This window comes from Amycolatopsis pithecellobii, assembly GCF_009707865.1.
GTDB classification, from domain to species: Bacteria; Actinomycetota; Actinomycetes; order Mycobacteriales; family Pseudonocardiaceae; genus Amycolatopsis_E; species Amycolatopsis_E pithecellobii.
On the sequence record NZ_WMBA01000003.1, the window covers coordinates 14,553 to 26,838 of the forward strand.

At 66.8% G+C, this 12,286-nt stretch carries 12 protein-coding genes; 4 read left to right on the plus strand and 8 right to left on the minus strand.

Annotated features, from left to right (window positions below; translation table 11 throughout):
• The first annotated feature begins 41 nt into the window (after positions 1–41).
• Both GKO32_RS02720 and GKO32_RS02725 read left to right on the plus strand, forming a co-directional pair.
• Positions 42–638 carry a TetR/AcrR family transcriptional regulator gene (locus GKO32_RS02720; protein WP_312867451.1) on the plus strand — a complete coding sequence of 199 codons (597 nt, stop codon included), beginning with the start codon at positions 42–44 and terminating at the stop codon, positions 636–638.
• A 46-nt stretch (positions 639–684) separates the two neighbouring features.
• Positions 685–1,281, plus strand: a complete 597-nt coding sequence (locus GKO32_RS02725; RefSeq protein WP_154755155.1) for a TetR family transcriptional regulator — start codon at positions 685–687, stop codon at positions 1,279–1,281.
• A gap of 26 nt (positions 1,282–1,307) precedes the next feature.
• On the opposite strand, the gene GKO32_RS02730 is transcribed toward GKO32_RS02725, so the two are convergent.
• The gene (locus tag GKO32_RS02730; RefSeq protein ID WP_154755156.1) at positions 1,308–2,201 is read right to left on the minus strand and encodes an alpha/beta hydrolase; all 894 of its coding nucleotides are present in this window, start codon (positions 2,199–2,201) and stop codon (positions 1,308–1,310) included.
• Between the two features lie 147 nt (positions 2,202–2,348).
• Between GKO32_RS02730 and GKO32_RS02735 the strand changes: the two genes are divergently transcribed.
• Entirely contained in the window at positions 2,349–2,675 is a 327-nt protein-coding gene (locus GKO32_RS02735) for a muconolactone Delta-isomerase family protein (RefSeq protein ID WP_154755157.1), read from the plus strand.
• Between the two features lie 40 nt (positions 2,676–2,715).
• The gene (locus GKO32_RS02740; protein ID WP_312867452.1) at positions 2,716–3,618 is read left to right on the plus strand and encodes an NADP-dependent oxidoreductase; all 903 of its coding nucleotides are present in this window, start codon (positions 2,716–2,718) and stop codon (positions 3,616–3,618) included.
• A gap of 25 nt (positions 3,619–3,643) precedes the next feature.
• Here GKO32_RS02740 and GKO32_RS02745 read toward each other — a convergent pair whose 3' ends face one another.
• From GKO32_RS02745 to GKO32_RS02775, 7 genes are all read right to left on the minus strand, one after another.
• The gene (locus tag GKO32_RS02745) at positions 3,644–4,525 is read right to left on the minus strand and encodes a 3-hydroxyacyl-CoA dehydrogenase family protein (RefSeq protein WP_154755159.1); all 882 of its coding nucleotides are present in this window, start codon (positions 4,523–4,525) and stop codon (positions 3,644–3,646) included.
• The gene (locus tag GKO32_RS02750) at positions 4,522–5,706 is read right to left on the minus strand and encodes an acetyl-CoA acetyltransferase (RefSeq protein WP_154755160.1); all 1,185 of its coding nucleotides are present in this window, start codon (positions 5,704–5,706) and stop codon (positions 4,522–4,524) included. Before GKO32_RS02750 ends, GKO32_RS02745 begins: the two co-directional genes overlap by 4 nt.
• Entirely contained in the window at positions 5,703–7,085 is a 1,383-nt protein-coding gene (locus tag GKO32_RS02755; RefSeq protein ID WP_154755161.1) for a zinc ribbon domain-containing protein, read from the minus strand. Before GKO32_RS02755 ends, GKO32_RS02750 begins: the two co-directional genes overlap by 4 nt.
• 75 nt (positions 7,086–7,160) lie before the next feature.
• Positions 7,161–8,177 (minus strand): DMT family transporter, encoded by a 1,017-nt coding sequence (locus tag GKO32_RS02760; RefSeq protein ID WP_154755162.1) that lies wholly within the window; start codon positions 8,175–8,177, stop codon positions 7,161–7,163.
• Positions 8,174–9,925: a CocE/NonD family hydrolase gene (locus GKO32_RS02765; protein WP_154755163.1), complete on the minus strand. Its 1,752-nt coding sequence runs from the start codon at positions 9,923–9,925 to the stop codon at positions 8,174–8,176. The genes GKO32_RS02760 and GKO32_RS02765 overlap by 4 nt, the downstream gene beginning before the upstream one ends.
• Positions 9,926–9,965: 40 nt before the next feature.
• A complete protein-coding gene (locus GKO32_RS02770; protein WP_154755164.1) occupies positions 9,966–11,420 on the minus strand; it encodes an MFS transporter in 1,455 nt (484 codons plus the stop codon).
• 40 nt (positions 11,421–11,460) lie between these two features.
• A complete protein-coding gene (locus GKO32_RS02775) occupies positions 11,461–12,273 on the minus strand; it encodes an SDR family NAD(P)-dependent oxidoreductase (protein WP_166459339.1) in 813 nt (270 codons plus the stop codon).
• Positions 12,274–12,286: the final 13 nt, after the last annotated feature.

Consider the following 12,286-nt stretch of genomic DNA (forward strand, 5'->3'; position numbering starts at 1 on the left):
CTCGGGTGCAGGTGGTGTCAAGCATCAGGAAGGGGGCGACGGTGACCGCAACAGAGCAGGGCGCAGCGGGCCGGCGCGCTCCGGCTACCCGCGACCTCCTTTACGAGGCCGCGGCGGCCTTGTTCGTGGAGCGTGGCTACGAGGACACCACGATGGCGGACATCGCCGAGCGGGCAGGCACCTCGCGCCGCACCGCGTTCAACCACTTCCCCAGCAAGGGCGATATCCCGATGCTGTGGACCCGGCGGATGGCCGACCGCGCGGTGGAAGTGATCACCGACTCGGCGGACGACGAGGCACCGGAACGGGTCCGCGCCTACTTCCGGCTCATCAGCCGGATGGTGGCGGCGGAGCCCGAGCTGAGCAGGCAGATGATGCTGGGCTGGACCGCGGCGATCGGCCCCATCCGGTACGAGTCACAGCTCCTGACGGACTTGACGCCCCTGCTCAGGGATGGCCAGAAACGCGGAGAAGTCGATCCGGGGGTGGACGTCGCCGAGGCCGCACGCACCCTCAGCGACGTCTACATGGGGGTGATCTTCCGGTGGGTGCGCGACCAGGAGAAGTCCCGGACGCTGCAAACCGTGACGGGTAGCGCGATCGACCTCGTCCTGTCGGCCATCCGGCCGCGGGCCTGATGTCACCAGAGTGTCATCAGCTGCGCCGGCCGGGTATCTTGACGACATGCCGCGCTGGGAACCCGGCAGCACGGAGCGCATGCAGCGGGCCGCTCTTGAGCTCTTCGCCGAGCAGGGATTCGAGAAAACGACCGTCAACGAGATCGCCGCACGTGCCGGGGTGACCAGGCGGACGTTCTTCCGGCATTTCTCGGACAAGCGCGAAGTTCTGTTCTCGGCCTCGGTGACCGACTTTCCCGAAACGGCGCTGGTCGAGGGGATCGCCCGCGCGGACGGCAGCCTGATGCCCCTCCAGATGATCATGTCGGCGAGTGCAGCTTATGACTGGGACACGCTGGGGCCCCGTGACTTGCATCGCCAGCGTCACGCCGTCATCGCCGCCAATCCGGAGCTCATGGAGCGTCAGCTGATCAAGTACGAGGCGTCCAGGGTCGCCTTCGCCGAGGCGCTGCTGCGGCGAGGTTTCGATGCCGACGCGGCCAATCTGGCCGCCGATGTCGGCGGCGCCCTCGTCCGCTCCGCATATGAGCGCTGGCTCGACGCCGGCGACGACACAACGATGGCGCAGATCATCGAAGACATCGTCGCCACGCTGAGGACCGCCCTCGCCGCTGACGTCGGCGGCCGGTTCCTGGTGTTCTGACCACCCGTGGCAACCCCGGCGGATCGTCAGGCGACGACGTGCCGGGTGAGGAAGAACGCCGCGAGATCCAGCGCCTGGCCGGCTTCGTCCAAGACGCCTGCGAAGTTCTGGAAGGCGTGCGGCACGTCCGCTGTGACATCGAGAATCACGTCCACGCCCGCCCCGATCGCGCGGCTCGCCAGCCGGGTCGAGTCATCCAACAGCACCTCGTTGGTGCCGGCCTGTAACAGCATCGGGGGGAACCCACTGAAGTCGGCGGAGATCGCGGGGCTCAACAGCGGCTGTCGCAGATCCTGGCCGTCGCAATACATCCGGAGCGCGGCGCCGAGGCTCTCGCGGGTGAACAGCGGATCGATGCCCGCCTTCGAATCCATGCTCGGCGCGCTGAGGGTGGCGTCGAAGCCCCCGGAAAACGCGACGACGGCGGCCGGCATCGGCAGGCCTTCGTCGCGTGCCGCCAGCAGCGACGTGACGCTCAGCCCGCCTCCGGCCGAGTCGCCGACGACGGCGATTCCCGCCGGGTTCTCGCCGTTGTCGAGCAGGGCCCGGTACGCGGCCACCGTGTCGTGGTTCGCGGCCGGGAACGGGTTCTCGGGCGCGAGCCGGTAGTCCAGCGAGAGCGCCCGCATACCGGTCCGGACCACGAGGTGCGCGGTCAGGGCAAGCGAGGTCTCCGGCGATCCGAGTGCCCAGGCGCCACCGTGCAGGTACAAAATCGTGCCCGGCCGTTGCCGATCGGCAGGCTCGACCAGCAGGGCCCGGCGTCCGCCGAGCGTTGTCTCGGTGGTCCGGATCCCGGACGGCACGGTCGTCGTCGCCCTGCTCGCCGCGAACCCCGCCCGCATCTCCGCCACGGTCCGGGCCTCGGGCCGTGGCCGGCGCATGATCGCGTCGATCTGCGCGCGCTGCTGCCTACTCATCGACTTCGCCTCTCGTCCAGTGATGTCTCATGGTGTCGTCACGCTAACACGGTTGACGTCACCATGTGACATCGCTAGAGTGATGTCACCACGAGACATCATCTCAGGGCTAGCCGCCGTCGCTTGCCACTATCGAAAGGAAAGAACATGTCAACGAACCCGGATCCCGCCACGGCACAGACGTTCATGGTGGTCGGAATCCTCCGCGACGATACGGATCTCGCGGAATTCGCCGCGCTGCGAGATGCTGAGCACAAGCAGCTGGAGGTGCTGCGCGCGGAGGGGAAGATCGGCGCCCACTACGTTTCCCCGGCCCGGCGGGCAACCTTCATCGAGATGATCGCCGCCGACGAGAAGGAGGTCGCGGAGACGCTGGCGAGTCTGCCTTTCGGCCGGTTCTTCGATGCCGATGTCTACCCGACCGCGCCCCCGGACGCCGCGGAGGTCGCCCACCGAACGCGGTCATGGTCGTGAACCGGGACCTGACCTCGTTGACGCACAACGAAAGGATGTCGTGAAAGCGATCCGATTCGAGCGGTACGGCGCCCCGGAGGTGCTCGCCCTCCTCGACGTCGATGAGCCGCACCCGCAGGCCGGGCAGGTCCGCATCAAGGTCCGCGCGGTGGGCGTCAACGGCATCGACTGGAAGATCCGTGCGGGGCAGCTACGCGAGATGCTCGATCCGCCGATGCCCGCCGGCACCGGATCCGACGCGGCGGGCATCGTCGACGAGGTGGGCGATGGCGTGACCGGCGTCCAGGCCGGCGACGCCGTGTTCGGCTTCGGCGCCGGAGTCCTCGCCGAGTACGCCGTGCTGGAGGCGTGGGCCGGCATGCCGGACGGCTTGTCCTTCGAGGAAGCGGCCGGATATCCGATCCCGGTGGAGACGGCGTTTCGCATCCTCGACGAGGTCGGCATCCAGCGAGGCCAGACCCTGTTCGTCAGCGGCGCCTCGGGAGGAGTGGGCACCGCCGTCATCCAGATCGCCGGCGACCGGGGGATTACCGTCATCGGCACGGCCAGTGCCGCCAACCAGGACTACCTCCGAGCCCTCGGCGCGGTGCCGACGACCTACGGCGACGGATTCGCCGACCGGGTCCGTGCGCTGGCGCCGGACGGCATCGACGCCGCCCTGGACATCTCCGGTTCGGGCGTCATCGCGGACTGCATCGCGCTCACCGGCGACCCGTCGCGGGTGCTGTCCATTGCGGACTTCACCGCCACCCAGCAGGGCGCCAAGGTGTCCTTCCAGCCCGGCGACAAGGCCGCCGCACTGCGCCGCGCCGCCGCGCTGTATGCCAAGGGCGCCCTGCACATTCCCGTCGAGAAAACGTTCACGCTGGCCGACGTGGCCGCCGCACACGCCTACAGCGAAGCGGGCCACGCCGCGGGGCGAACGGTCATCACCGTGGCCTGATCCGGCCGGGGACAGCGCCGCTGAGCTACACCGCCAGTTGTGAAGAGCCGTTTTCGTAGAATCCGGCTCCCGACTTGTTGCCATAGCGACTCTGTTCGACCAGCTGCGCCAAGATCGGCGGCGGGGTGAAGCGGTCTCCGCCGTAGTGCTCGCTGAGGGCGGTGGACACTCTGAGTGCGGTGTCGAGCCCCGCGAGGTCGAGGGTGGCGATCGGTCCCATCTTGTGTCCGTACATGAGCCGGGCCACCTTGTCGACATCCTCGGGTGTCGCGATGCCTTCATCGACCAGGCGCGCCGCCTCCATGCACAGGGCAGTGCTGAGCCGGTTCGAGATGAAACCGGGGACATCCTTGCGGCACAACACGATCTCCCGATCGCACGCCGCCAGGAACTCCCTGGTCACCTCCAGTGCCGCCTCGCTCGTGTGGTCGCCGAGGATGACTTCGACGAGCGTCATCAGCGGTGGGGGGTTCGAGAAGTGAACCCCGATGACTCGTTCCGGTCGCTCACAGGGCTCGGCGATCCTGCTGATCTGAAACTGCGAGGTGTTGGTGGCCAGCACGACATCGGGCCGGCAGGAGTCGCCGAGCTTGGCGAACAGGGCTTGTTTGGCGTCGAGATCTTCGACGATCGCCTCGATGACGAGGTCGGCTCCCCGGGCCGCTTCCACCAGGTCGGTCGTCGTCCCGATCCGTGCTCGGGCATCCGCCGCGGCCACCTCGCCGAGGCGACCGGAACGGACCAACCGGGTCAGACTGTCCTCGATGCGGGCGAGTCCGCGGGCGAGCACTTCCTCCCCGGTATCGACGAGGGTGACCTGGAACCCGCCCTGTGCGGCGACCTGGGCGATTCCGCTGCCCATCAGGCCGGCGCCCACCACGAGCACCTCACGTATCTCAGCACTCATCGATCCAGCTCCGGGCCGAACAGCGCAATGAAGCTCACGAACTCCCCGGGGAGACCACCCATGTTGTGGGCGAGTCCCAGTCTCGGATTGTCGAGTTGCCGCGGGCCTGCCTCACCACGGAACTGCAGCCAGAGCTCGAACATCATCCGCAACCCGCTGGCACCCACGGGATGGCCGAACGACTTGAGTCCGCCATCGGGATTCACCGGCAGGTCCCCGTCGAGATCGTAACGCCCGTTCAGGATGTCTTCCCAGGCCTTGCCTCGCTCGGAAAACCCGAGATCCTCCATGAGGATCAGCTCCGTGGGCGTGAAGCAGTCATGCACCTCGGCCATCGAGATCTGCGTGGCGGGATCGGTCACGCCCGCTTCGCTGTAGGCGACCTTCGCGCAGGCGGCAACCTCGGGGAAACTGGAGTGACGCCGGCCGGCGGTGGCCGCGCCGTCGCTGGACCCGGCGTGCAGTGACATTCCCTTGAGGAACATCGGCTTGTCGGTGTACTTGTACGCATCCTCAGCGCGCACGATGATCGCCGCGGCGCCGCCATCGGCGACCCCCGAGCAGTCGAAGACGCTCAAATTCCCCGCGACGCGGGGCGCCTTGTCGATGGTTTCCTTCGGCACGACAGAGGTGTACTGAGCCCGGCTGTTGCGTGCCCCGTTGCTGTGGTTCTTCCACGCGATATGGGTCATCGCCTGACGCAACTTCGCCGGGTCGACCGCATAGTGATCGCTGTAGGCATCGGGCAACATCGCATAAGAGGCCGGGGCACTGACCTCGGGGACCGTGTTGTCGCTGGGCGGATTGTCGACGGTCAGCCCGGAATATCCGGAGTCCTTCAACTTCTCGACACCGACCGCCATCGCGACGTCGTAAACCCCGGCGGCCACGGCGAACGCCGCGTTGCGGAAGGCGTCCGAGCCGCTGGCGCAAAAGTTCTCGACCCGCGTCACCGGACGCTCGACCTTCAGCGCCTTGGCCAACGGCAGTCCCGCATGACCGGTCGCCAGCGTCGAGTACCAGTAGGCGTCGATGTCGTCCTTCGTCAGCCCGGGGACCGAGGCCAATGCCGCCTGAGCCGCGTCGACCACGAGATCGTCGCCCGAGGTGTCCCACAGCTCGCCGAAATTGGTGCAGCCCATGCCGATGACGGCGATCCTGTCGTGCAGACCCTTGCTCATCGCGCGGCTCCATTCACTCGACGTGCTTTCCAGAAGTAGTTGGGCACGCCCGCGGCCTCGTAGGTGCGCCGGAAGACCGGCTCGACGAGATCTCCCAGCCCGGTCCCGGCACCGCTGGAGTCGGCGATCTCCATCGTCAACCGCCCGCCCCCCTCGAAATCGACCATGGCCGCGACCGCGGGCGGCGCGGGCGTGTCCGTGACCGCGTCAGTGCTGATCGCCGCTATCCGGCCGTGACGACCGGCGACGGAATGGGGAACCTGGCTGTCGGTTGCTCCGCAATCGCCGCAGACGCGATGGGCCGGCAGATAGACCTTGCCGCACTCGGTGCAACGACCGCCGGTCAAGGCGTACTTCCAGTCCGCGTTGCGGGCTGCCGGGGGAGCGGCGACCCCGGGTTTGTCCGGACGGCGCGCCGGCTCGCGCTGGATCCGGCCACTCCAGGTGAGGAACTCGACGTAGCTGAGCGACCGCCGGTCCGACAGCTGCTCGCTCCATCGCCGGTCGCCAGGTCCGTCTCGCAGGACGTTGAGCAGCAGCGCATCGACACTGCCGACGGCGTTGACGAGCAGGATCGTGTCCCCCGACCGTGCCGAATCCAGTGCACGGGCCAGCAAGACGCCGATGTCGGCGGCTGCGCAGTACCCGACGCGGGACCGGTGCGCCGCCAGCACACCGGACTCGTCCTTCGAGCCGATGGCACTCGCGCTACGAAGGGCGAACCGGCGCTGCGGCGTCGACACCAGTGTGACGGTCGGCGGCTCGACAACCCCGCTGCTCTTGCCGACCTCGGAGACCACCCGGTGAATCGCGCGGGACAAGGCGTGCTGGGAGAAGCGCTCCTCCCACACCTGGGCGTAGTCCGATCCCGGGGCGCGCCACACATCCATGAGTTCGGTCGAGACCGAGGCAGTACCGAGCACCGTGGCCACCGGGTCCGGCCCGTCACCGAAGGCAAAAGCGGCTCCGGCGTCACCACCGTCGGCTTCGTCCGCCGAACCGCTACGGCCGCTCCGATGGTCGCCCATGACGGCGATACCGCCCATGGCCGCCGCCACGCTCAGCGCGCCGAAACCGCCGCGGAGCCCGGCAACGTCAACGGTCAGCCGCCCGTCATCCCAGCCGAGCGCGGCACGGACGACGGTCGCATTGGTCTTGTCCATGAACGGTGGGGACGCGGTGGCGAAGAACAGGGGAGCGTCCCGCGGAACGCCGGTGAGCCGGCCGGCGGCGGCGACACCCATGGTGACCGCATCTTCGTCGTAGCCGGCGACAGAGCGGCCCCCTGACCCCGGGGGACCGCCGACCGCGTCGGCAAGCGTGGACTGCTCGAGCACGTTGCCCGGCAGGTACGCGGCATACGACAACAGGGGCTTCACGAGGGTCCTTTCCGAGACCGGAGACGCCTGATCAGACTGAGACGTCGTCGGCGCAGATTCAGTATGGCCATACAATCACCGACCGCTCGTTCGGTCAAGTACGTCCAGCCCGATCGAACGTTCTGTCGTGAATTCAATCGGCTTGTCCGGAGGCCGGAGGCGGAGCGCGATCACGACACCGACGATCGTCAGCGCGCCGCCCACGACACCGAGAACGCCGACGTGCGAGTCGGAGCCCAGGACATCGATCAGTTCGGCGGTGATGACCTGGCCCGCGATGGTGCACAGACCGAGCACGAGCACCCCGTGGATCCGTACCGTCCACGAGGCGAGCCAGATGAAGGTCATCCCGCACAGCCCGCCGAGATAGAGCCACCAGGTGTGGGGGAGTCCGTCAATCCGTCCATGCACGATGAAACTGACCGCAAGGAATCCTGCCAACGCGGTGCAGCCGACCACGAAGTTGTTCCAGGTGGTGGCGAGCGGGCCGCCGGCGGCGGCAACCCGGCCGTTCAGCGCCTGCTGGAGTGCGGAAAGGCTGCCGGCCACCAGGGCCAGTGCCGTGAAGAACGCGGCAAGCAGACTTGCGTCGCTCGCCAGACGTTCCGCGGCGGTCAGGAACACCGCCACCACGGCAAAGGCCGCTGCGACGACCCGCGGCGTGGTGATCGCCTGCTTGCCGTGCGGGGAGATGCCGAGATAGTCGACCGCAAGAGAGGTCCCGGCCTGTCCGGCCGTGAACGCGACGATGAACAGCGCCACCCCGATCGTGCCGACGGTGATGCCCTGACAGGCTGCGAAGAAGGCGCCACACAGCCCACCGACGAGCTCGACCGGCCGCAACCGGTGGGTCCGCAGGCCTTCACGCAACTGGCGCGCGCCCCGGCGTCCGGCCGGCGACAGCGTGACGATGATGCTGAGCAGCACCAATCCGCTGCCGAAACTGATCACCGCGGCCAGCGCACCCGACCGCAGGCCGCTGCCCAGTCCATGGGCCAGCCGGCTGTTGATCTGCGATTGGCATGCCACCAGTGCGCCACCCAGCACCATGAGCGGGACCGAGGAAGTTCGACGGAGGGACGACCGCCTCATGCGGCCGGAATGACGGGGAGCAGCACGTAAGGGCGCGACCCCTCGTCGAAATGAATCGTCGTCGTACCGCCGAAAATTTCCTTCGGACGATAGAATTCGTTCGTATGCGTGAACGGGCCGCACCCCTTCATCGAGAATTTGACGTTCGACATGGAATTCTGTTCCTCACCATGCTCGAAATCGCGCCCGAGAACGGTGAAGACGAGCCGATAGCCGACCGGCACCACGATCGACGTCGGGTGGAATTCGATGTCCAGCGGGACCGGCACACCGGGCTCGAGCGGCTGTGTCTCGTCCATGGTGTGGTGTGGCCGGTAGGGGGTGCTGAGTTCGGGATCGAGCTTGCGCATCGAGGCCCGCAGCCAGCCCTGCGCGACCGGCGTCTTGGGATCCATGGAACCGCGGAACAGCACTTCCTTGCCCTGCGGATCGAACACCCGGAGGACCAGGAACAGATCGGCATCCGTCGTCGTCGACGACACCACCATCTTCGCGGCGGCCTGGCCGGTGATCTCCAGTGGCTCTTCCAGCGGCGGTGTGGTGAAGTTCAGCCCTTCCCCCAGCGCCTCGAAGCTGACCGCCTCCGTCGTGGACGGCTCCTGCGTCGAAAGGCCCATGCCGTCGGGATCAAGGTAGAACTTCGTCCACTGTGTACGCGCGATCGGCCATTCGTTTTCCATCCGCAGCACGAATTTCTCACCCGGGTGGCGGATGTGGAGCTGCACGCGGGGCTCTTTGTCCCAGCCGTTGTCCGCACCCTTGAGGAAGTGGTCGAAAAACCGCTGCTGCAAAGCGATGCCGGCATCCGTGTAGAAGCTCGTCCAATGTTCGAAGCCGTGCATCTCGAGCCATTTCTGCTCGGCCGGTGCACGCACGAAACCTTCCACGTTGCCGCGCGGGTGCTGCGGCTGGCCGCCCCAGTTTCCGGCGCTCAGGAAGGGCACCGTCATCTTCGACAGATCGGCCGTCCGCGCGCGATAGTATTCGTCGTCGAACGGATGGTCACGCTGCAACGAACTGGGATTGAACCGGTTGGCGGCGAGCTCTTCCTCGGACAAAGTGACGTCACCGGTGACCAGCTGACCCGTTACCGGATTGCGCGGTCCGTTCTCACCACGGCCATATTGCAGCCGTGCGCCCTGCATCTCGAAGGTGTTCGGCCCGAAGTCGTTCGCGATTCCGCCGTTGAACCAGACCTCGCGGTAGAGGTCGGAGAAACCCTCCCAGATGCAGCATGCCTTCAGCGACGGCGGGCTGTGCTTGGCCACCATCCACTGATTGACCGCGAAATAGGAGATGCCGTTCATCCCGATGTTGCCGGTGCTCCACGACTGGACCGCCGCCCACTCGATGCATTCGGCGACGTCCTCGGTCTCGCGAGGCTGCCAGTAATCCAGGAAACCCGGCGACCGGCCGGAACCGCGCGAGTCGATGCGCAGACAGGCATAGCCCTTCGGTACCCATTTCTCCGGATCGACCACTTCCCAGCTCTGGTATTTGTTGGTCGATCCCTCGGCCACCTCCGGATAGTATTTGATCATCAGCTCCCAGGCGGACGGCCAGCCTTCCTGGATGAGATAGCCTTTGCCATAAGGTCCCATGCTCAGGATCACCGGATACCGGCCGTCCCCGATCGGCCTGAACAGATCGGCCCGCAAGACGATTCCGTCGCTCATTTCGATGGGGATGTCCCATTCGATATGCATGCCATCGGCAATGACGGGGGTTTCTGGCTGGATTTTGTCCATGGAGTCTTCCGATCTGTTCAGGCAAAGTGTTCGATTTGTTTCAGCTGACGGCGTGCCGGTCTTCGAGCTTCTTCGGGACCACGAAGAGTCCGAAGAGGACGAAGAACACCAGCGCGACGATCGCGACGCCGGCGAACAGCCAGCCGATGACCGACGCGGTTGGCAGTGTGCCCGACCCCAGATTGAGGACCGACAGAATTACGGCGTTGACTATCGAGGCGATGATGCCCTGCCCGGCGCTCGATACGCCGAACATGATGGACGTGTTGTCCTTTCGCGCGGCGGCGGCCACCATCGACCAGCCGAGGTTGTAACACGTGACGGCGCCGATCCCGTAAATGAACACCCACAGGTAGGGCAGCCACAGTGCATCGTGGAAAAGGCTCAGCCCGAGGAACGCGACCGTGGTCGCCAGCCCGCCGACCACCATCGGCACCCGCGGGCCCCACCGCACCAGCAAAGCCTTGCCGAGTGGCGCGGCGATGAGTGACCCGGGCAGCATCATGATCAGCGGCAGAGAGGACGCCAAGAGGCCTGCCTGGTGACCGTATCCGGTCTCCACCGGTGCCTGCAGCATGACCGGTACCAGGATGTAGAGGCCGAACGACACGGCGATCATGCCGAGAATGGCGACGAAGCCGGAAACCATCTGCCGCACATCCATGTTCCTGAAGTCCATCAGGGGGGCCGGCGCCCGGCGCTGCTGGATCAGCCAGCCTGCGAACACGACCACGGACACGGCCAGCAACGTCAGGATGTAGGGCGACCCCCATCCCGCGCTACCGCCCTCGCTGATCGCGAGCAGCAGTGCGGCCAGCCAGATCCCGAGTCCGATCGCGCCGGGCCAGTCCAGCTTGACCCGGGCACGCACGGTTGCCGGCGTCTCGGGCGCCGGCAGCGCGAGCAGGAACATGGCGGCGTAGGCGGCGGCAGTGATCCAGAAGATGGCATGCCAGTTCGCGCCGAGCGTGACCAGCACCCCGCCGAGCAGGAGCAGGAGCGGTGTCGCGATCGCGATCGCCGTCCCCAGTGACATCCCCGCCGACTGGATCTGTTTCGCGGTCGCGCGGGCCCTCAGCAGACCCCATCCCAGTCCGGGGGCGATCGCCAAGCCCGTCAGGCACCGGGCGATCACGAGCATGAGAAAACCGTTCGCGAACGCCCCGATCACGGCGCCGAGCAGACCTACCGTGAGGATCGGCAGCAGTACCTTGCGGTGCCCGATCAGGTCTCCGAGCCGGGAGGTAAGGCCGACGCCGATCGCACTCGCGACCAGGTACGCGTTCAATATCCAACTGACCTGGCTGCTGCTCAGCGACAGGTCGGTGGTTATGGTCGTCACCATCGGAGACAACGACACGCTCTGAATATCGGAAGCGACGGCCGTGCTCACCAGCAGCGCCACGAGCAACGGAACCCGATCCGCTTTCGCCCGCTGCGGGGAGACTTGAGTGGTGGTAGACCGAGTTGATCCAACGTCTTTGTTGGAGACCATGGAAGTGTCCTTAATTTCGTGGACGAAGGGTGTCTCTGCGTCACACCATCGTTTGCCCGGCGCTGACGTTCACGGCCTCACCGGTCACGCCCGCCGCGTCCTCGGAAAGCAGCCAGCCGATCGCGGAGGCGATCTCCTCAGGGGTTTGTATCCGCCTGAGGGGAATCTCGCGTTCGATGTACTCGCGCACTCCTTCCGGGCCGCCCGTGAGGTGCTGCGCGACGAAGCGGGTGGCCTCGGTGTCCACCGTCCCCGGACAGACGGCGTTGACCGAGATTCCTTGCGGCCCCAGCTCTTTCGCGAGCACCTGGGTGAGCAGGTTGATGCCGGCCTTCGCGGCGCTGTACGCGCCCATGTGCACGAAGCCCGCTTTCGAAGCCTGACTTGAGGTGTTGCAGATACGCCCGCGGATCCCGGCGGAAATCATCCGGTTGGCGCAGGCTCGCGAGACCAGCCAGGTCCCGATCAGGTTGACCTCGAGCACCCGCCGGAACTCGTCGGCGGGGATGCTCACGAGCGGGCCGATACCGAAGCCGAATCCGGAGCCGCCCGCCACGTTGGCGACGAGCCCGATCGGTCCCAGCTCGTCGCTTGCCGTCTGCACGGCGGCTTCGACCTGCGCTTCATCGGAGACGTCGGCGCGCAGCGCCAGCGCGCGGCGTCCCAGAGACTTGATCTCCGCGACGACCTCGTCGAGATCACTTCCGGTTGCTGTGGCGTGCCCGCCCCCGCCCGGCAAGGGACGGGCGATATCCAGGCACGCGACGTCGTGTCCGCTGCGCGCCAGCTGCAACGCCACGGCACGACCGATACCCCGTGGCCGAGCGGCCCCGGTGACGAATGCGATAGCCATGCTGGTCACCATT

Coding starts and splice junctions, on each gene's coding strand:
- GKO32_RS02725 (WP_154755155.1), top strand. CDS start 685: ATGCCGCGCTGGGAACCCGGCAGCACGGAGCGCATGCAGCGGGCCGCT.
- GKO32_RS02730 (WP_154755156.1), bottom strand. CDS start 2,201: ATGAGTAGGCAGCAGCGCGCGCAGATCGACGCGATCATGCGCCGGCCA.
- GKO32_RS02765 (WP_154755163.1), bottom strand. CDS start 9,925: ATGGACAAAATCCAGCCAGAAACCCCCGTCATTGCCGATGGCATGCAT.
- GKO32_RS02750 (WP_154755160.1), bottom strand. CDS start 5,706: ATGAGCAAGGGTCTGCACGACAGGATCGCCGTCATCGGCATGGGCTGC.
- GKO32_RS02775 (WP_166459339.1), bottom strand. CDS start 12,273: ATGGCTATCGCATTCGTCACCGGGGCCGCTCGGCCACGGGGTATCGGT.
- GKO32_RS02735 (WP_154755157.1), top strand. CDS start 2,349: ATGTCAACGAACCCGGATCCCGCCACGGCACAGACGTTCATGGTGGTC.
- GKO32_RS02745 (WP_154755159.1), bottom strand. CDS start 4,525: ATGAGTGCTGAGATACGTGAGGTGCTCGTGGTGGGCGCCGGCCTGATG.
- GKO32_RS02770 (WP_154755164.1), bottom strand. CDS start 11,420: ATGGTCTCCAACAAAGACGTTGGATCAACTCGGTCTACCACCACTCAA.
- GKO32_RS02760 (WP_154755162.1), bottom strand. CDS start 8,177: ATGAGGCGGTCGTCCCTCCGTCGAACTTCCTCGGTCCCGCTCATGGTG.